At 72.7% G+C, this 19,420-nt stretch carries 12 protein-coding genes; 10 read left to right on the top strand and 2 right to left on the bottom strand.

Annotated elements, in window-relative coordinates; all coding sequences use genetic code 11:
* Positions 1–38 precede the first annotated feature (38 nt).
* Complete coding sequence (locus AC3ET3_RS31315) at positions 39–3,176, top strand: putative bifunctional diguanylate cyclase/phosphodiesterase (protein WP_435613327.1); 3,138 nt, start codon at positions 39–41, stop codon at positions 3,174–3,176.
* 84 nt (positions 3,177–3,260) lie between these two features.
* Here AC3ET3_RS31315 and AC3ET3_RS31310 read toward each other — a convergent pair whose 3' ends face one another.
* Positions 3,261–5,048, bottom strand: a complete 1,788-nt coding sequence (locus AC3ET3_RS31310) for a glycoside hydrolase family 15 protein (protein ID WP_432137976.1) — start codon at positions 5,046–5,048, stop codon at positions 3,261–3,263.
* A gap of 676 nt (positions 5,049–5,724) precedes the next feature.
* Between AC3ET3_RS31310 and AC3ET3_RS31305 the strand changes: the two genes are divergently transcribed.
* Genes AC3ET3_RS31305 through AC3ET3_RS31265 form a run of 9 tightly spaced genes read left to right on the top strand, consistent with a single transcriptional unit; the run spans position 5,725 to position 18,206 of the window.
* On the top strand, positions 5,725–6,450 hold the full coding sequence (locus AC3ET3_RS31305) for a glycosyltransferase (protein WP_435613326.1): 726 nt from the start codon (positions 5,725–5,727) through the stop codon (positions 6,448–6,450).
* Positions 6,451–6,455: 5 nt separating this feature from the next.
* A complete protein-coding gene (locus tag AC3ET3_RS31300; protein WP_432137974.1) occupies positions 6,456–7,958 on the top strand; it encodes a glycosyltransferase family 4 protein in 1,503 nt (500 codons plus the stop codon).
* The gene (locus AC3ET3_RS31295) at positions 7,955–10,405 is read left to right on the top strand and encodes a lipopolysaccharide biosynthesis protein (protein WP_432137973.1); all 2,451 of its coding nucleotides are present in this window, start codon (positions 7,955–7,957) and stop codon (positions 10,403–10,405) included. The genes AC3ET3_RS31300 and AC3ET3_RS31295 overlap by 4 nt, the downstream gene beginning before the upstream one ends.
* Entirely contained in the window at positions 10,402–12,276 is a 1,875-nt protein-coding gene (locus tag AC3ET3_RS31290; RefSeq protein WP_435613325.1) for a glycosyltransferase family 4 protein, read from the top strand. The genes AC3ET3_RS31295 and AC3ET3_RS31290 overlap by 4 nt, the downstream gene beginning before the upstream one ends.
* Positions 12,266–13,066: a PIG-L deacetylase family protein gene (locus AC3ET3_RS31285; RefSeq protein WP_432137971.1), complete on the top strand. Its 801-nt coding sequence runs from the start codon at positions 12,266–12,268 to the stop codon at positions 13,064–13,066. The genes AC3ET3_RS31290 and AC3ET3_RS31285 overlap by 11 nt, the downstream gene beginning before the upstream one ends.
* On the top strand, positions 13,063–14,673 hold the full coding sequence (locus AC3ET3_RS31280; protein WP_435613324.1) for an ArnT family glycosyltransferase: 1,611 nt from the start codon (positions 13,063–13,065) through the stop codon (positions 14,671–14,673). The genes AC3ET3_RS31285 and AC3ET3_RS31280 overlap by 4 nt, the downstream gene beginning before the upstream one ends.
* Positions 14,663–15,766 carry a glycosyltransferase gene (locus AC3ET3_RS31275; RefSeq protein WP_432155595.1) on the top strand — a complete coding sequence of 368 codons (1,104 nt, stop codon included), beginning with the start codon at positions 14,663–14,665 and terminating at the stop codon, positions 15,764–15,766. The genes AC3ET3_RS31280 and AC3ET3_RS31275 overlap by 11 nt, the downstream gene beginning before the upstream one ends.
* Positions 15,763–17,130: a beta-galactosidase gene (locus tag AC3ET3_RS31270; RefSeq protein ID WP_432137968.1), complete on the top strand. Its 1,368-nt coding sequence runs from the start codon at positions 15,763–15,765 to the stop codon at positions 17,128–17,130. The genes AC3ET3_RS31275 and AC3ET3_RS31270 overlap by 4 nt, the downstream gene beginning before the upstream one ends.
* Complete coding sequence (locus tag AC3ET3_RS31265) at positions 17,127–18,206, top strand: GNAT family N-acetyltransferase (RefSeq protein WP_432137967.1); 1,080 nt, start codon at positions 17,127–17,129, stop codon at positions 18,204–18,206. Before AC3ET3_RS31270 ends, AC3ET3_RS31265 begins: the two co-directional genes overlap by 4 nt.
* 12 nt (positions 18,207–18,218) lie before the next feature.
* Here AC3ET3_RS31265 and AC3ET3_RS31260 read toward each other — a convergent pair whose 3' ends face one another.
* Positions 18,219–19,301, bottom strand: coding sequence for a GNAT family N-acetyltransferase (locus AC3ET3_RS31260; protein ID WP_432137966.1), 1,083 nt, complete (start codon positions 19,299–19,301; stop codon positions 18,219–18,221).
* Positions 19,302–19,420 lie beyond the last annotated feature (119 nt).

Here is a 19,420-nt window from a genome sequence, read left to right as displayed (position 1 = left end):
CAGGGGAGGCAAGTGCCTTGCTGCTGCCCCATCGGCTGATGGCAACCTGTGTCGCGCTGGTCGGTGTGGTGACCGCCCTGGGCGCGACCTTCTCGGAGCTGCGTGCTCCGCTGTGGGCCGTCGCCGGACTGACAGCCGTCGTCGCCGTCCTGACCGGGATCCGCGTCCACCGGCCCGGGCACGGCTGGCCGTGGGGGATGCTCGCGGCCGCGCTGCTGGCCTTCACCGCGGGCGACTGCCGCAGCGCGCAACTGACGTACTCCCCCGGCCCCGATTCGTTCCCCTCGCCGTCGGACGCCTCCTGTCTCGCGGTCTACCCGCTCCTCGCCACGGCCCTCTTCGGCCTGGTCCGCTACCGCTGGGCCGACCGCGACCTGCCCGGCACGCTGGACACGCTGATCATCACGGTCGGGCTGGCCCTTCCGGTGTGGGCGTACCTGATGAGGCCTCTGGCCCGGCCGGAGGACCTGACCTGGCTGCAGGAAGCGGTCAGGATCTCCTACCCGCTGGGCGGCGTCCTGGTGCTGGCGCTGCTGGTCCGGCTGCTCACCTCACGCCCGGGTTCACACCGCAACCGCTCCGTACACCTGCTCGTGCTGGGCACCCTCACCCTGCTCTGCTTCGATGTCGCCTACGGGGCCCACCGGATCGCCGGACGCTGGGAGGCCGCCGCACCGCTGGGCGTCGGAGGGATCGTCTTCTGCACCGCCTACGGGCTGGCCGCGCTGCACCCCTCGATGGTGGAGCTGACCGCGTCCGAGCCCCGGTCCCCGTCCCTGCCGCCGCCCTGGCGCTGGCTGCTGGTGGCCGGCGCCACGCTGATCGCACCAGCCGTCCTGGCTCACGAGGCACTCGACGGCAACATGCACGAGGCGCCGGTGGTGGCCGCCTTCTCCGCTCTGCTCTTCCTGCTGGTGGTCCTGCGAACGGGCGCCATGGTGACCGCGCACCGGGAGATCGTCGTACGGGAACGCGAGGTGCGCACCGCGGCCGCCGCCCTGAGAGCGGCGGCCCGGCCGCAGGACATCGCACGCGCCTGCGACGCCGCGGTCGGTGCGTTGCTCGGGCCGAAGGTCCCGCACGCGACGGTCCTGCTACCGGCCCGGGAGTCCGCCGTGCTGCACCCGCTGCTCCGCCCCGCCGGCACCGCGGACCGGGACGGCGTGCAGAGCGCCGGGCCGCGTGGGAACGGGCCGGCAGGGCCTGCCCGGTACCTCGACGTGATGGTCCCCGTCCCGGCACTCGGCCCGGCCCTCGCCGAGCGGCTCGGGGAACTGCCCATGGCGCTGCTGTGCCCCCTGGTCCAGCCCGAGGGGCCGGGGGGCGGCGTGCTTGCGGACTTGCTGGTGGCAGCGGGGCCCGAGCGCCGACTGACCGAGATACGCGACGCGCTGGAGATCCTCGCCTGGCACGCCGGCCTGGCGACGGAACGCCTCGCCCTGCGCAACGAGACCATCCGCAACAAGAACGAAGCCTACTTCCGCACCCTGGTGCACAACGCCTCGGACGTCATCATCATCGTCAACGAGGACACGACGGTCCGCTATGCCAGCCCGTCGGCGCGTGCCGTCTTCGGGCGGGCCGATCTGGCCGGTACGCGGCTGCGGGAACTGGTGGACCCGCCGGACCGGGGCCAGGTGGACCGCACCCTGGAGGCCCTCGACGAAGACGGGCGGCAGGAAGTCCACGATCACTGGTGGGTCACGCCGGCCCCGCAGGACGCCGAGGGGGTGGAGCACATCGAGGTCGAGGTCAGATGCCGCGACCTGCGGGACGACACGACGGTGGCCGGTCTGGTCGTCACCCTCCGGGACGTCACAGAACAGCGGCGGCTGGAGTTCGAACTCACCCAGCGGGCCTTCCACGATCCCCTGACCGGCCTTCCCAACCGCACCCTGCTGCTGGAGCGGGCCGAGCGCGCCCTGTTGCGCGCCCGCCGGGATCCCGCCGTCACCTGTCTGCTCTTCATCGACCTGGACGACTTCAAGAACGTCAACGACACCTTGGGCCACTCGGTCGGCGACCGACTGCTGTGCGCCGTGGGTGAGCGTCTGTCGAGGATGCTGCGCCGCAGCGACACCGCCGCCCGGCTCGGCGGCGACGAGTTCGCGGTCCTGATGGAGGACGTGAAGCAGTCCCTCGACGGCGAGCTCCTCGCGGCGCAGGTGATCCAGACCCTGAGCCAGCCCTTCCACCTCTCCGGCGACCTGGTGAACGTCTCCGCCAGTGTCGGCGTGGCCACGGCCCGGGACAGCACGGACGCGCACGAGTTGCTGGGCCTCGCCGATCTCGCCCTGTACGCGGCCAAGGCCGCCGGGAAACGGCAGTGGCGCCGCTTCCGGCCCCAGCAGCGCACCCGCATGGCGGAACGGCACGAACTCCTGGCGCGCCTGAACGAGGCGGTGAGCAGGGGGCAGTTCGCCCTGCGCTACCAGCCGGTGGTGGACCTCGCCACGGGCGACGTCGCCGGGTTCGAGGCCCTGGTCCGCTGGCGGCACAGCCGGTACGGTCTGGTGCCGCCGGAACAGTTCATCCCGCTCGCCGAGGAGACCGGGCAGATCTCACCGCTGGGCGCCTGGGTACTGCACCACGCGGCGGCAGACGTCGCCCGGCTGCGGCACAACACCTCCCGGCGGTTCGCGGCGCCGTACGTCAGCGTCAACGTCTCCGCCCACCAGTGGCGGGGCGCGGAGTTCCTCGACGAGGTGTGCGGCGCTCTCGACGCCGCCGGTCTCGCCCCCGGGGCACTGTTGCTGGAGATCACCGAGTCGGTGCTCATGCGGCGCGACCGGGAACTCGACAGGCTCGTCGGCGAGATGAAGGACCTGGGGGTGCGCATCGCGGTCGACGACTTCGGCAGCGGCTTCTCGTCGCTGCGCTACCTCCGAGAGCTCCCCGTCGACGTACTCAAGATCGACAAGACGTTCATCGACGACCTCGCACACAACACCCGGCAGGTGGCGCTCGTCCAGGGAATCATCCACCTCGCGGACGAACTGGGCCTCGAGGTGATCGCCGAGGGCATCGAGGAGTCGGCGCAGCAGGAGTTGCTGACGGGCATCGGGTGCCGGTTCGGGCAGGGCTACCTGTTCGCGGCGCCGATGACGGTGGAGCAGGGCGAGGAGGTGCTGCGCCGGCAGGACGGGGGCGGGCGGCCCGAGGGGGGCGGGGCGTGACCGTGCCAGACCAAGGAGTTCTGGGGGCTGCGCTCTGATCGGATGCTCCGCGTACAAGGGCCCCCGGGCCGCCCGAGGATCGGCCTACCGTGCTGCCGTCCTGCGCCCGCCGAACAGCGCGAACGCCGTCTCCACCAGCGCGATGTGGCTGGACGCCTTGGGTGCGTTGCCCAGTTGGCGACCGGCGTCCGGGTCCCACTGCTCCGACAGCAGCCCCACGTCGTTGCGGACGCCGAGAACCCGCTCGAAGACCTCGCGGGCCTGTGCGCCGCGACCGGTCGCGGCGAGGGCGTCGGCATACCACAGGGAGCACGTCACGAACGCGCCCTCACGGCCGTCCGCGCCGCCGCCGTCGGGGGCGTACCGGCGTACGAAACCGCCGTGCTCCAGTCGACGCATCTCACGGACGGTGCACCGCACCCTCGGGTCCCGGCCGGGCAGGAAGCCGAGCCGGGGCATCAGCAGGGCGGAGGCGTCCAGACCGGCCGAACCGTAGGACTGCACGAAGGACCGCCGCTCGGCGTCCCAGCCCCTGCGCAGGACCTGCCGGCGCACCTCGTCGCGCAGGACCCGCCACCCGGCCGATGATCCGTTGCGTCCCAGCAGCTCCGCCATGAGCAGCGCCCGGTCGGCGGCCACCCACACCATGACCTTGGAGTGGACGAACTGCCGCCGCGGGCCCCGCTCCTGCCACAGCCCCTGGTCGGGCTCACGCCAGTGCCGTTGCAGGAAACCCATCAGCGCTTCGATCACGTCCCACCCGTGGGCGGGCATGGGGATCCCCGCCCGCAGGCACAGCAGGAGCGTGTCCAGGACCTCGCCGTGCACGTCGAGCTGGAAGTGGCCGGCCGCGGAGTTCCCGAACCTCACCGGGCGGGACCCCTCGTACCCGGTCAGCCAGTGCGCCTCGGTCTCGGGCAGCAGCCGCTGGCCGCCCAGACCGTACACGGTCTGCAGATCGGCCGGGTCTCCCGCTACCGCCCGCATGAGCCACCCGAGCCAGGCGCGTGCCTCCTCCCGGTACCCGCTGCGCAGCAGGCACGACAGAGTGAGGGTGGAGTCGCGCAGCCAGCAGCACCGGTCGTCCCAGTTGGCATCACCGCCGATGCACCCGGGCAGCGAGGTGGTGGGTGCGGCGACGATGCCCCCGGTAGGAGCGCAGGTGAGCGCCTTCAGGGTGATGAGCGAGCGCACCACGGCGTCCCGCCACGGCCCCTGGTACCGGCACCGGCCCGCCCAGTCGCGCCAGAAGTCGTCGGTCTCCTTCAGCAGCGTCTCCGCCGGGACGCCCATCGCGGCGGGCGGCCCGGGGTGATGCGAGGGCGCCCACACCAGGGTCAGGGCGAGCCGCCGGCCGGCCGGGACGGTGACGTCCCAGACGGTGGAGCCCTCCCGGCCGAGCGCTTGCACCGCACCGTCCGCGGCCAGCCACACCGCGTCCGGCCCGGCGACCGCGACGCTGCCCTCGTCGCGGGCCCGGACCCAGGGCACCACGCGGCCGTGGTGGAAGCGCAGGCGCAGCTCGCTGCGCACACGCACGGCCCCCGACACCCCCTCGACCACGCGGACCATGCACGGCGCCTCGGTACGGGGCGGCATGAAGTCGGTGACCCGGACGACTCCCTCGGCGGTCTCCCACCAGGTGTCCAGGACCAGCGTGTCGGGCCGGTAGGCGCGGCGGGCGCGGGCCCCGGCCGCGGCAGCCGGGGCGACCCGCCAGAAGCCGTTGTCCTGCGTGCCCAGCAGCGCGGCCAGGCAGGCCTCCGAGTCGAACCGGGGCAGACACAGCCAGTCCACGGAGCCGTTCCGGCCGACCATGGCGGCCGTCTCCAGGTCGCTGAGGAGGGCGTAGTCCTCGATGGGAGCACTCATGAACGCGTCGCCGTCCTCTCGAACCGGTCGGCCGAAGAGGCGGAGGGCCGGACGTCCGGAGAGTGCGGCCGCGGCGCCTGCGCGTGGTTCGCACGCATATTTACGTTGTAAACATACAGTTTCACCCTTCAGTCGGGCAAGTCGGCACGAGCCCGTGAGCGGCCCCCACGCCCCCTGCCCCGCCGCCTTCTTCACGGCCCTGCATGACCCCCCAGCCTGGACGGAGGACGTAGAGGCACACCCCAACGGGCTCGCCTTGACTCCACGGAAAGACCGGACGAAAGTGTATGTATACGCCGTAATCATCTCTTTAGGTGCCATTCATGAAGTCTCTTGCTGCGGCCGGCCACTCCCCGACCGCTGTCGTTCCCCACCCACTGCGCCGTGCGACCGACTGGCCGAGGCGCGCGTCCTCCCGCCCCTCCGCCGCCCAGGCGGGCAACGTCCGGTGCCGCCGTGCGTCCGACAGGATCACCGAGGCGACGACGAGCGAGGTCTGCAACGTGCCCAGGCGCTGGTCGCCGATATGCCGCCACCGGGCCCCCGGAGCCGCCCCGCGGACGGCCGGGCGTCGCCGCCCGGGCGGCTCGGGCACCGCCCCGGGCGGCGATCCGGAACCCGGAGAACATCACCGGGCCGCCCTCCTCCGGCGTCCATGGGAAGGCGGCGATCCGTGATGGCTTTCAGGCTCGTGCGTCCGATGGTGGATCTGGAGCTGATCCTCCCGGCGTTCAACGAGGAACGCCGTCTGCCGTCCACCATCGGCGTCACCGTCGACCACCTCGCCGCCCGGCCCTGGACCTCCGCCGTCGTGGTGGTGGACAACGACAGCGCCGACGGCACCCGCGACGTCGTGGAGCGCTTCGCCCGCGCACCGGTCCCCGTCCGCACCATCGGCTGCAGCGATCACGGGAAAGGAGCCGCCGTCCGCCGGGGCATCGCCACCTCTTCGGCCCGGTACGTGGGATTCGCCGACGCCGACAGCGCCACCCCCATCGCAACGCTCGACCAGATCATGGTCCTGCTCGAGCAGGGCCACCCGGCGGTGATCGCCTCTCGGCGCGCCCCCGGAGCCCGCTACGAGACGGAGCAGCCCTCGCTCCGCCGCTGCGGCGGCTGGGCCTTCAGGCAGCTGGCCCGGCTGACGATCCCCGACGTCGCCGACACACAGTGCGGCTTCAAGTTCTTCGACGGACCGCTCATCCGCGAGGTCGTCCGTGACTGCCGCGTCGACGGTTTCGCCTTCGACGTGGAGATACTCGCCCGCCTCGAACGCCGGGGACACCGCGTGACCGAAGTGCCGGTCAGCTGGTGCGACGTGCCGGGATCGACGTTCTCGGCACGCCGGGACGGTCTGCGTTCGATGGCCGATCTGATCAGGATCTCAAGGGTCCGGGGGTGACCGCCATGACTGCACTGAACGAGCTCGCTCGAGCCGACATCCTCTTCCTCAACTGGCGTGATCCCTCCCATCCGCAGGCCGGCGGCGCCGAGGAGTACTGCTGGCAGACCGCCCGCCGCTTCAGCGAGGCGGGCGCCCGCGTCACGGTGTTCACCGCGCGCCACCCGGGATCGCCGCCCAGTTCGATGTCCGAGGGCATACGGATCTTGCGCGGCGGCGGCACCTACGGTGTCTACGCCGCGGCGGCCCGGCACCTGCTGAGCCACCGGCACGCCTACGACGCCGTCATAGACTGCCAGAACGGCATTCCCTTCTTCTCACCGCTCTTCAGCCCCCGCTGGACCGCTGACCTGTGCGTGGTGCACCACGTCCACCAGAACCAGTTCGACATGCTCCTGCCCCGGCCGCTGAACATCGTCGGCCGGCTCCTGGAGAAGCAGGTCAGCCGCGCCGTCTACCGCGGGCGGCCGGTCGTCGTGGTCTCGCCGTCCACCCTGGAGGGGATCCGGCGCGAACTGGGCTTCCACAACCCCGCCTACATCGTGCCCAACGGGTCCCCGCCCGTCAGCGCCTGTGACGGACCACGGGCCGCGCTCGGTGTGCCACGCAGCCGCACGCCCGCCATCGCGGTCGTCAGCAGACTCGTCCCGCAGAAGCGGCTGGAACTGCTGGTGCGGGCGATGCCCACGCTGACGCAGAAGATGCCGGACATACACCTCGACATCGCCGGTGACGGAAGCGAACTCGACCACCTGCGGGCCCTCGCCGTGCGCGAGGGGGTCGGCGGCGCCGTCTCCTTCCACGGCCGGGTGAGCGAGGCACGCAAGTGGGAGATGCTGGCCCGGGCGTGGCTCACGGTCGCCCCCTCCGTGGCCGAGGGCTGGGGCCTGACGGTCATCGAAGCCAACGCCGTCGGTACCCCTGCCGTCGTCTACGACGTGCCCGGTCTGCGCGACGCGGTCCGGCCCGGCCGGACCGGATGGCTCCTGCCCCCGGAATCGGATCTGGCCTACGGGATCGCCGACGCGCTGGGCTCACTCGCCGACCCCGCCGCGCGGGAGCGGGCGGCGGCCCGGTGCCGGTCCTGGGCGGCCACGTTCTCCTGGGACAGCAGCGCCGAGCGGCTGGCCGCCGTGGTCCTGGAGGAGATGACGCGGACGCGACGGCACCGGCACTCGCGCCGCCGGCCGAGCGATCTCTCGGTCATCGGCAGCTTCCTCGTGGCGGACGGCGACGCGATGGAGCGCTTCCTCCGCAACGCCCTGCGGCTGACCGACGCCTGGGACCGCCAGGGGAACACCTTCCGGGTGCTCCTGCACGGCTGCGACGAGGTCCGCGCCGTACGGGCACTGGGGCGCCTGGGGGTCGACCCGGACGAACTCTCCCTGGCGAGCCGCCAGGACGTCCTGGTGGGAACGATCGTTCCCACAGGGCCGGAACCGGCGGCCGGCCCGCTTCCCGTCCGCCTCGGCGGCGCTCTCGGCGACAGCGACCGGACCACGCCATGACATCCCTCAGCACCTCGGTCCACCGCGCGGGCGCCCGATCCGACGATGTCACCGCCGTTCAGGGAGCGCGCTGGATCACCGCGGCATGGCTCATCATCGGTGCACTCAACTACGGCTACGCCCTGCTGCTGACACGGCTGCTGAACGTCGACGACTTCGCGACCTTCGCCGCGGGGCAGGGGCTGGTGCTCTGCGCCGCGACCGTGGCGCTCGTCGCGATCCCCTGGGTGCTGGCGCAGGCTCTGGCACGCGCCCGTTCGCAGGCCGACCGCAGCGATGCCGTGCGATTCTCCGTGGTGATCGCGGTGACCGGCGGCGTTCTGGCGAGCGCGGCGGTCGCCCTGGTCGCCACCCGGTTCGCCGGCGCGGGCACGGTCGCCGCCCTGGGCGGTGCCACCCTTCTGATCTACGTCACGCGGGTCAGCGGCGGCTGGCTCCAGGGCACCGAGCGGATGCGCACCCTGGCCTGGGCCCTCACCGGTGAGGCGGTCCTGAAGGTCGTGGTCGGCCTGTTCCTCGTCTCGGTCCTCGGGTTCGGGGCCACGGGTGCCCTGGCAGCCTTCGGGGTCGCCGCGGTCCCCCTGCTGATCTGGTGGCCGTACCGGATGACTCGCGGGGGCGGATGGTGGGCGGACGCACGCGCCAACCGCGACCTGTGGCGACGTGCGCTCGGGCTGGGCACGGTGCAGAGCCTGGTGGCCCTGATGGCCTCCGTCGACCTCGTCCTGATCACCCTGCTCCCGGCCGACGGCCCGGCCACGGCCAGCTACCAGGCGAGCGTGATGATGGGCCGGGCGCCCCTCTTCCTGGCGGGCGCCATCTCGGTCGCCTTCTTCCCCGCGCTGTCCCGGCGCCGCATGGGAACTCCGCTGGCCGGGAGTGCCATGCGGATGTACCTCATCGTGGCCCTTCCCCTCACGGCGGTGTACGCGACCACACCACCCGAGGTGTTCGACGTGGTCTTCCCGTCCGACTACGGCCTGATCAGCCGGCTGGTGGTGTTCACCGCGGTTTCGGGATTCGCCGTCGGCGGCATCAACCTCGTCTCCACCTTCTTCCAGGCGGTCAACGACCAGTCCTGCCAGTACCGTCAGGCCGTCGGAGTGCTGCTCTTCGTCGCGGGTCTGCTGGCCGGCTGGAAGGCTGCGGGAGTGCTCGGGCTCGCGATCGGCGGCTGTTGCGGCGCGGTGGCGGCGCTGCTGCTGGTGGCACACCTGCTGGTACGCAGGCAGGGCTTCCACGTCTTCGCGCAGTTGCCGATGGTCGAACCGATCGTCGTCATCGGCGTGCTCGTGGCGCTGCGCCCGGTCCCCGTCGTGTGGCTGATCGCCGCGACGGCCGTGGCGGTCCTGGCGACCGTTCGTTTCCTGCGCCACCGCACCACGGCCGCCGCGCAGGGGCCGTCGGAGGCCTCGGGACCTGCGCAGGACACCCCGGCGCGGCCCGCACGAGCATCCACGGCGACCGCGGGTGCCGCGCACGCACCCGACGCGGTCGGCGTCAGGCACGGCGGCGGCCACCCGGGCGACGGGCACCCGAACGGCGACACCGCACCCCTCCGGCTCCTCCTCGACGCCGTGTGGCGCCGCGACGCGCGGCCCGCGGGGGACGACGAGCTGCGCGACGCCATGCGGGTCGCCCGAGCCTGCCGGACGGAGGCCCTGCTGGCCCGGGCCTACCCGCGGCAGCTGGCCGCGGCCGTGACCGAGGTGGAACAGCGCGACGCGGTGTTTCGCAGCACTGTGCTCGAGGCTACGCAGCGTCTGCTGACCGCTGGTGTCCCGAGCGTCCTCATCAAGGCCGACGAGCCGGGCGAGCACCTCGGCGGCGACTTCGACCTGGTGGTCCCCGACGGGCAGTGGGCGGCGGCGGAGAGAGCCCTGTCCGGCTGGTGGGTGCGCCGCGAGCGGTACTGGCTGGAGCGCTCGTCGAAGGTGTTCCTGTGGCCTGCGAGCGGGCCTGCCGCCCATCTGCACGCGTCGGTGGGTTGGTTCGGCGTCCCCGTCATGCCCAACGCCCGGCTGTTCGCGGGCGCCCGCGCCGCGCAGGGCGCCCCCTGGCTGGAGCCCTGTCCGGCCGACCGCCTGCGCATCTGGCTCGCCCACGCGCTCTTCCAGAACCTGTCCTTCGAGCTGTCCGAACTGCTTGCCGTCCGGCCGCTCCTGCGGCCCGAAGTGGTTGCCGAGTCCCGACGGGAAGCGGGCCGGGAGGGCTGGGGCACCGCCCACAGCCATGCCCTGTCGACGGCCGTCGCGGCCATCGGAAGGCTCGACCGCGGCGAGGCCCTCGCCCTGCCCGTGCCGCTTCCCGTCCCGGTCTCGCTTCGCGTGGCGGCGGAGCACACCCCCCGGCTGCTGCGCGAGAAGCACATCGCGGGCGCCGTACGCGAGGCAGCGCTCAGGGTGCCGCTGTGCGTTGCCAAGTCCCGGAAGCGAGGTACCTCATGAGCCTTCGACACGCTTCCCGCAAGCCGCGCCGCGGCCCCGCACCGAGCGTCGGTACCGGGCTGAGGAGGCACCTCGGCTCTTCCGGCGGCCTCCTGGTGGCGGTTTCCGGCCCCGACGACTCCGGCAAGACGACCCTGGTCCACCAGGTGGTCGCGACGCTGCGTCGACGCGGCTACACGGTCACGAGGACCTACTGCTACGGCTGCGTGCTGTGCCGCCGCTTCCCCGGACGTCCCCGGTCGGCGCAGCCGGCGGGCTCGCGGTCCCCGGCGGGGGCCTGGTTCGACGCCGTCCACGCCCGCATCGACGCGTCCGAGATCGCGGCGCGGCTGGGCGCGGCGCGGCTCCGAGCCGCGGTGCGCGGCCTCACGGGCCGCCCGAGCGTGATACTCACGGACCGAGGGCCGCTCGACTGCCTGGCGAAGTTCGACCCCTCGGCCGGCTCACGGACCGCCGCGCTCTTCAGCCGCCTGGCCGGTGCCTACGATGTGACGCTGCTCCTGAAGAGCGCGGCAGAGGCGGACGGCGGCGCGGACGACGGCAGGGAGCCGGGTCGGCGCTGGCAGGAACGCTACCGCCGTTGGGCGCCCGCCGCGGGCGGCGTCGTCCCACTCGACGCACTCGCCACCACGCCGGCCGCCGCCGCGGACACCGCCGTGCGGTCGTTCGCCTCGCACGACGGCACGCTGCCGCGCCTGCGAGCGGGCCACGACGGCACCGGCGACGGCGCCGCCCCCTCCCGGCGCGGGCAGGTGGTGATCTCGAACTTCGACGACAGCCGGAACACGAGCTACCGCGGCGGCGGATCGGTCGTCGTCGAACACGTCGCCCGGCGGCTTGCGAAGGAATTCGACGTCACCGTGGTCACCGCGGCGCGACACGGCGGGACCCTGGTACGCGACGGGCTGCGATACCGCTTCGTACCGGTCTGCTGGGCCGGTCCGCGAGCCGCCCAGCTGCTGTTCCAGGCCGCACTGCCCCTCATCGCGCGGAGGGTCCGGCACGACGTGTGGCTGGAGAACCTCACGCCGCCCTTCACCACCGGCCTTCTGCCCCGCCTCTCCGGGCGGCCCGTCATCGGGATCAACCAGTGCCGCTGCGGGGAGGCCACCTGGCTGAAGTACCGCATTCCCGCCTTCCCCCTCGAGCACCTCGGCTTTCGCAGCTACCGGCACCTGGTGGTCCTGAACCGGGCGGACGCCGCGGACGCCCGGAGGCACAGCCCCAAGGCGGCGGTACACCTCATCGAGAACGGCGTGGACCAGCAGTACGTCGACGACTCCTCCTTCGGCGGCGGCGGGCACATCCTCTTCCTGGGCCGGGTGGACGTGCGGTTGAAAGGGCTGGACCTGCTGCTCAAGGCCTACGAGGCGGCCGCCCCGGAGCTGCCCCTGTACATCGCCGGACACGGCACACCGGCCGAGGAACGCAAGGTGAAGGCGATGCTCGCCCGGACCGGCGGCGACGCCCGCTGGCTCGGCTACCTCGACCACGAACCCAAGCAACGACTGCTGGCGGAGAGCGCCTTCATGGTCATGCCCTCACGCAGCGAGACCTTCGGCCTCGTGGCGCTCGAGAGCATGGCGCACGGCAAGCCGGTGATCCACTTCGACCTGCCCTCTCTGCGCTGGATGGACGGCAAGGGGAACGTCAGCGTTCCCCCCTTCGACGTCGAGGCGCTGGCCAAGGAGATCGGCCGCCTCGCCGGGGAGCCGGACGTCCGCCGTGCGCTCGGCCGACAGGCGCATACGGCATCGCAGCAGTACACCTGGGAGGGCATGACCGAACGGTATGCGGATCTGGTGCGCGGCGTGCTGGCGTCCACCGCTGCCGCCACGGGACGGCGGGAGGCGATCCGCGATGACTTCTGAGGCCGTCACCGACACGGTCGCACAAGGCGGTCCGATCGTGGTGCTGTCACCCCACGCCGACGACGCGGTGCTGTCCTGCGGGGCACTGATGGCCCACGCCCGGCGGCAGGTGCCCGTCACCGTCCTCACCCTGTTCACGAACGGCGGCCCGCCGCCGTACACCCTGTCCGCACGCCGTTGCCTGCGACTGGCGGGGGTGCGGGACGCGAAGGAACTGTACGCGGCACGGCGCGCCGAGGACCGTCAGGTACTCGAGGCCATGGGCGTCGCCTGGCGGCACGCGGGATTCACCGACGGGCTCTTCCGCCGCAAGACGGAGGGCGGCCGCCGGGCTAGCCGGGTGCTGCCCGAACGGGATCACGTCTACCCCACGTACCGCGCGCATCTCGCCGCCGGGAGCATCTCACCGCACGACGACGGCCTGCTGCGGGACCTCACCCGTGTCGTCAGGGCGCTGGACGTTTCCGGGACACCGGGCGGCAGCGGGCCGCTGATCCTGGCGCCGCTCGCAGTCGGCGGGCACGCCGACCATCTGCTGGTCAGGACCGCAGCCGAGCTGAGCGGGCGCCGCGTGGTCTACTACGCCGACTTCCCCTACGACCAGAGCGGTGTCCCCGACGCCGCCTTCGTACGACGCAACAACCTCGGCCGGCCCGTGGCCTGGACCCTGGGGCTGCAAGCCAAAGCGGCCTCGATCCTCGGTTACCGCACGCAGGCCCGGGCCATGTTCCCCGGCGGGCAGGTCCCGCTCGCCCCCGAGTTCTACCTCTTCCCCGGAGACTCCCCATGACCGTTGCGGAGGCACCCCACGTGCGGACCCTGCCCCGGCAGACCTCCCGGAGAGTGTCGACGCCGGTCCTGGCGGGCGGCGTCTTCCTGTTCGCCCTGGCCCTGCGCCTGGTGAACGTGGGCCGCTCCGCCGACCTCTTCGTCGACGAGCTGATCTACCGGAAACTGGGCGTCAGCGCCGCGCAGGGCGGATTCCCCCGCACCTCGGAGGGTCTCTTCTTCCTGCATCCGCCGGGCTACTTCTACGTGCAGGCGGGCTGGGGCAAACTCGTCGGCTTCAGCCCCGACCTCGTCACCGGCGTGTACCAGGCCCGGCTGGTGAACGTTCTCCTGGGTGCCGCCACGGCCGTCCTGGTGCTGCTCCTGGTCACCATGGCCGGATCCCGCACGGCCGGCGTGGCGGCCGCCCTGCTGTTCGCGCTGGACCCGTACATCATCCGGCAGAACGACCGGGTGATGCTGGACACCCAGACCATGCTGTTCGTACTGGCCGGATACCTGGTGCTCCTCACCCTGTCCCGCGAGCCGCTGCCGGGTCGGCCCCGCCTCAGGGCCGCGGCGGCCGGTCTGCTCTTCGGGCTGGCGCTGCTGACCAAGGACCACTCGGCTCTGATCACTCTCCTGCCGCTGCTCATCGCACTGTCCCTGGGCTGGGGCGCGCCGCGGCGGCTGATGCTCATCACGCTGGGAGTGAGCCTGCTGCCGTACGGCCTGTACGTGGGCCTCGTGGGCCTGAGCGGCCATATCTCCCCGTTCTGGTACGCCAAGTACCACGGGGCGGCCCGCCTGATCGGGATCGTCCAGGAGTCCGGGTTCAACGCGCCCGGCACTCCGGCGTTGACCAGTCGGCTCACCGACCAGGTGACGACCTACGCGTCCACGTACGCGCTCCTGCTCGCGGGACCGATCGCTCTGGTGGTTCTGCTGCGCCGCAAGGACCCCGTGCTCAGGATGCTGGCGCTGTTCCACCTGTGCGCCGGGCTCACCCTGCTGTTCGCGCTCGCCCAGGGCACGCTGGAGGAACAGGCGCTGTACCTGCTGATCGTGCCGACTCTCGTGGCGCTGGGCGCCGCCCTCTCCGTCGGGATGCAGTGGTACCGGCAGCGGAACGGCCGGGGCAAGCGGCGCCGTGTCCTGCTGCTGGCCACCGTCGGCTTCCTCGCCGCGGCCCTCGCCTTCTCCGGCACCTCCTACGCCAAGGTGCGCACCGGCCACGACGACGGTTACGCCGAACTGCGCGACTACATGGACAAGCACGTGCCCGCGGGCAGTGCCGTCATCGCAGCCGACGGCGGGGCCAGCGGCGGCGTCTCGTCATGGGCGCTGCGGGACAAGTACAGGATGGGCGACTGGGTCACACGCCAGGACCGGTCCCGCGCGCACGCGCGCTATCTGGTCGTCCCCTGGAAGGTGATCGACCAGGGGTACGGCCGGATGGACGCCCGTACGGCCCGGGCCCTCGCGGACGAGGGGCGCCTGGTGTTCTCCTTCTCCGGGCGCTCCTACGGCACCCTGGCGCTGTACGAGCTGCCGCTGCCACCGCCCGGGACGGAGCACGCGCCCTCGCCGGCCTGGGGCCTGCGTACGGGGGCCGACCATGGCCGCTGACGACCGCTGCCGTCCTCGGGTCCTGCTCCTCACCAGCGGCCCGGTGGACGGGGGGCTGGGAGGGGACACCGACCTCGCGATGGCCCTGGCGCGGGGCGTCCCGAACGTGCGCTACCGCTGGTTCCGGAAATGGCCGCGACCTGACGCGATGGTGCGGGACATCCCGGGGACGCCGGTGCCCCTCGCCTCCCGGGACGGCGTTCCCCACCTGCCGGAGCGGGTGCAGGCGGCGGCCGCCGGAACGGTGCTGGGCCGGCGGTGCGATCTCGTGCATGCCGTGCTGACGATCGGCAGCGGCTTCCCCCGGTTCTCCCGAGTCTGGCCGAGGCTCCTCGGCGGCACTCCGGTCCTGCACACCGTCCCCGGCGTCATGGACCCCGCTCTTCTCGCGCAGTGCCATCCGCTCGGGCCCACCGTGGCATTGTCCGAGGCCACCGCGAAGGCATTGCGCACCGCCGGGTTCCAGGACGTCCGCGTGATCTCGCCCGTCGTCCCGCTCGACGCGTGGCCCTGGCGGCCCCGTCCGTCCGCGGAGCCGCCGACCGTGCTGGTCACCGGACACCACGACGAGGGGGGCGGTGCCGAGGAAGCCCTCGCTTCGGCGGCGGTCGCCTCGCGTGCCGGAGCCCGCTTCCGGCTGGTGCTTGCCCTGCGAGACCGGCCGGGGCAGGACACGCGGGCGCGGGAGCGCGCGCTGCGGGCCCGCGCGGCCCGTGCGGGCCTGCCCGAGACGGAGGTGCTGGGGCACGTTGACGACATGCACGGTCTCATGGCCTCCGCGGACGTCCTCCTCTACGTCCCACGGACGCTCGGCGGCAAGGCGGACATTCCACTCACGGTGCTCCAGGCCCTGGCCACCGGGCGCCCCGTCATCCTGAGCGGGCTTCCGCAGTTCGAGTCACTGCACGACACCGTGGTGCGGTCCGCACCGGGAGACTGCCTCGGCACCGGCCGCCTCCTGGTGCAGTTGTGGGAACGGCCCCGGTGGTGGCGGCAACTGGCGGAGCGGGGCCGCGCGGTGGTCGAGGAGCACTTCGGCGAGGCGCGGTTCCTGGCGCAGTACACCAGCCTGTACGAGGAGTTGCTGCCATGACGGACCGGTCCGGGTGCGCCGGGAGGCGCCTGCGCAGCCGCCGGTGGGCCGTGTGCCTGGCGGTCGCCGTCGCCGTCGCCGTCGTCGCCGTCGTCGCCGCAGGGCTCTCCTTCAGCCGGCTCGGCAACGACAACGGCCACCAGGAGAGGTACTTCTTCGGCACGCTTCAGACGAGCCCGCGCACCGCACGCGCGAGCGCGGACCACGGGATCGGCGTGGCCCATATGACGGTCCACTGGAACCGGTTCGAACCGGCTCCCGGGCAGGTGGACCAGGGCTACGTCGCCACGATCAAGGAGAAGGTGCGGGTCTTCCACGACGCGGGCCTGCGTGTGGAGGCGGGCCTCGGCCTCAACAGCCCGCCGGCCTGGCTCTTCGACAGGTATCCGGACGCCGCCTTCACCGACCAGGACGGCGCACGCTTCACCGAGGCCCCGAACCTGGTGTTCAGCCAGGAGGTCCGCAACGAGGTGGCAGGTTATCTGCGACGTCTGGACCGGCAGATCGGCCTGGGCAGTTTCTGGGCCTTGCGCATCGGTGTGAACGACACCGGAGAGTTCACCTATCCGCGGCCGGCCCCGGACACCCGGGGCCACGCGTCGTACTGGGCCTTCGACCGGCACGCGCAGGCGGGCGGAGCGGATCCCGGCCGGCCCGCGACCGTGGCGCCGAATCCCTTCCCCGGGTGGCGGCCGGGGCAGCCCGAGTATCGGGGCGCACCCATGGCCACGGGGCAGGTGTCCCGGTGGTACGACTGGTATCTCAGCGCGCTGGCCGATGCGGTGAACTGGCAGATCCGGCAGTACGAGGCGCTGGGCTACACCGGACGTCTGCTGGTGCTGGTCCCCGGCGCCGGGTTCTATCCGGGCGACCTGTCCGCCGCCCTGCGCGACCACCTGGGGGCCACCGCCGTCGGCGGGCTCCTCAGCCGAGGCGCCGGCTTCTACCGCACGATCGGGCTCATCGATCACCGGCCCGGCGTCCAACTGGTGTCCACGGCCCTGGTGGACGGATCCGGCACGCCGAGGAACAACGCCTGCCGGTCTGCGGACCGCGCCGTCGACCTCGACGCCCTCGCCCGGGGCAGCGGGCCGGAGGCCCGTGTGCGGGCGTGGTCGTCGGTGCGGTGGGTTTCCCGGATCGCCGCCCACTACGGCTTCCACGTCAGCGGAGAGAGCGCGGGACCCCACGTGGCCGCGTACCACCCGGGCGTCATGAACGAGGCCGGGCGCCAGCTCAAGGCCTGCGGACTCACGGGACTGATGTGGGCCTTCGACCACAATCTCCACGACGGCACTCCCGGATCCTCACTCCAGGACTACGCCCTGCTCATCGCGCGGTTGCAGAGAGGAGGCACCCCATGACGGTGACCGTGCACACCCCTGACGGCCTCGCCGCGGGAGACCTCGCCGCCTGGAGCGCATTGCAGCAGTCGTCTCCGGCGCTGGCCAGCCCGTTCCTGTCCGCGCAGTTCGCCCAGGCCGTGGGACGGCAGCGCCCCTCGGCACGGGTCGCCGTACTCTCGGACGCGGCCGGACCGGTGGGCTACTTCCCCTTCGAGCGCCACAGGCTGGGTCTCGGGATGCCCATCGGCAGCGGTCTGTGCGACACCCAGGGGCTGATCCACGCCCCGGGGCTGGACTGGGACGTACAGGAACTGCTGCGGGCCTGTCGCCTGTACCTGTGGCGCTACGACCATCTCACCGCGGACCAAGGGCCTTTCGACAGGGGAGTGGTCCGCCGGTCCGCGTCGCCGGTCATCGACCTGGCGCAGGGCTTCGAGGCGTACGCGGCGGAGCTGAGGGCCAGGTCCCGGGAACGGACCAGACAACTGGAGGCGAAGGAACGGCGGTTGCGGCGCACCCTGGGCGAGGTTCGGCTGGTGTTCGACGACCCGTCGCCCGTGTCCCTCGACACGCTGATGCGGTGGAAGTCGGCCCAGTACCGGGCCAAGGGGCAGGTGGACCTGTTCGCCGGTCCCTCGGTCGTGGCACTGCTGCGGGAACTGCACCTGACCCGGGCAGCCGACTGCTCGGGCATCCTGTCGACGCTGTACGCGGGCGAGCAGCCCGTCGCCGTCCACTTCGGGCTGCGCTCACGCCGGGTGCTGCAGTACTGGTTCCCCGCCTACGCCCCCGAGGCCGCGCGCTTCTCACCCGGCATCCTGCTGCTGCTGAAGATGGCCGGGGCGGCGGCGGCCCAGGGCGTCGAGTGCCTCGACCTCGGAAAGGGCGACGCGCGGTACAAGCATGAGATGAAGACGGGCGACCGGCCCCTGGGCGAGGGGTGGGTGTCCCTGGGCACCGTGCCGGCGGCGCTCCGGCACGCCCAGATGGCGTCGGTCCAGCGTATGCGGGCGGTGGTGGCGGGAAGTCCGGCGCTGAGGCGGATCGCGCTCAAGGCCCTCGACGTCCGTCACCGGGCCGCAAGGAGGAGCTGACGCGCGGCGGGGTCAGCCCTGGAAGCCGATCACGCGTTTGACGGCCTTCCGCAGGCCCTGGTCGACGGTGGAGACGGGAAGCCGTTCCCGGTAGTAGCGGGGAGAGGCGACGACGTCCGCTCCGAAGCCGTCCTTGAACCGGGCCAGGGACGCACCCTGGCGGGACCCGCCCAGGTCGTACTCCCGGCAGCCCGCCGCGCAGGCGTCCTCGATCGCCAGCGAGTGGAGCAGGGGGGTGGCCCGGACCGGATGGGCCAGGTCCCTGTTCATGGCCGCGTGCCACATCTTGGCGTGCGTTCCGTGGCGCAGGACGACGATCGCCGCCGCAGGCTCCCCGGCGTGCCGGGCCACCCAGATCGCGCACGCCTCTCCCAGCCGCTCGGCAACCGTCTCCACGCGCTTCCTGGGGAAGGCGCGCGTTCTGCGCCACCGGGCGAGCGCCAGCGGCTCGTGCTGCTGGGCCGCCCAGCGTTCGATCGACTGCTGGAACAGCGCGTAGAACTCCGGGACCAGACGCCCGGTGCGGTCCACTTCCACCTCGACGTCCGAGCGCTGGGCGCGGCGGACGTCGCGCCGCATCCTCGGGTGGAAGCGCCGCTCCCAGACGGCGCCGAACCCGCCGTCGAGGCCGAGCACATGGACCGTGTGCAGATCCTCCCGGAAGCCCGCCGGCGCCGCGTGTGCCCACGTCGCGGCGTCCTCGGGACGCAGCCGCAGGCCGACGCGGAGGGCCGGTCGCCGCGCGAGGTCGTCGAAGACCGCCCGGGCCTGCCGCGGGCCGACGCCCTCCGGGGACACGGGACCGCCCACGCCCCACTCGGCCGGCCAGGACTCCTCCGTCTCCAGCCATCGCGGGCGCCGGCGCCGGGACACCAGAGGGAGCACCAGTCGGGTGCCGCCCTCGAACTCGTACAGGCGGCTGGTGTCCTCGTACGGCCCGCCGGCACGGACGCAGTCGAGCCAGGCGGGGGTCTGGGTGACCTTGGTCGCCGGGTCCTGGTCCGCGAGCCGCCACCAGGTCTCCCGAGGCGCCGGAGTGGTCACGCGCACGGGTCCGGCGGACGTGTCCGTCAGGAGCACAGCGGGTGCGTTCACGGCCTTCTCCTGCCTGCATGAGGCCGGGGCCCGCGGCGTCCGGACCCGCGGCCGGGCGGCTGCCTCCACGCAAGGAGCCTAGCCGGGGTGGACGACAAGGGCATTCCGGCCTTTTCCGT

The sequence above is a fragment of the Streptomyces sp. bgisy159 genome, assembly GCF_057707805.1.
The sequence above is the reverse complement of the archived record's forward strand: the minus strand, read 5'-3'. Positions and strand labels throughout refer to the sequence as shown.

Excerpts from the sequence above, each read along its gene's own strand:
- AC3ET3_RS31300 (WP_432137974.1), top strand. The coding sequence starts at position 6,456 with ATGACTGCACTGAACGAGCTCGCTCGAGCCGACATCCTCTTCCTCAAC.
- AC3ET3_RS31275 (WP_432155595.1), top strand. The coding sequence starts at position 14,663 with ATGGCCGCTGACGACCGCTGCCGTCCTCGGGTCCTGCTCCTCACCAGC.
- AC3ET3_RS31285 (WP_432137971.1), top strand. The coding sequence starts at position 12,266 with ATGACTTCTGAGGCCGTCACCGACACGGTCGCACAAGGCGGTCCGATC.
- AC3ET3_RS31310 (WP_432137976.1), bottom strand. The coding sequence starts at position 5,048 with ATGAGTGCTCCCATCGAGGACTACGCCCTCCTCAGCGACCTGGAGACG.
- AC3ET3_RS31270 (WP_432137968.1), top strand. The coding sequence starts at position 15,763 with ATGACGGACCGGTCCGGGTGCGCCGGGAGGCGCCTGCGCAGCCGCCGG.
- AC3ET3_RS31315 (WP_435613327.1), top strand. The coding sequence starts at position 39 with ATGGCAACCTGTGTCGCGCTGGTCGGTGTGGTGACCGCCCTGGGCGCG.
- AC3ET3_RS31265 (WP_432137967.1), top strand. The coding sequence starts at position 17,127 with ATGACGGTGACCGTGCACACCCCTGACGGCCTCGCCGCGGGAGACCTC.
- AC3ET3_RS31290 (WP_435613325.1), top strand. The coding sequence starts at position 10,402 with ATGAGCCTTCGACACGCTTCCCGCAAGCCGCGCCGCGGCCCCGCACCG.
- AC3ET3_RS31280 (WP_435613324.1), top strand. The coding sequence starts at position 13,063 with ATGACCGTTGCGGAGGCACCCCACGTGCGGACCCTGCCCCGGCAGACC.
- AC3ET3_RS31305 (WP_435613326.1), top strand. The coding sequence starts at position 5,725 with ATGGCTTTCAGGCTCGTGCGTCCGATGGTGGATCTGGAGCTGATCCTC.
- AC3ET3_RS31295 (WP_432137973.1), top strand. The coding sequence starts at position 7,955 with ATGACATCCCTCAGCACCTCGGTCCACCGCGCGGGCGCCCGATCCGAC.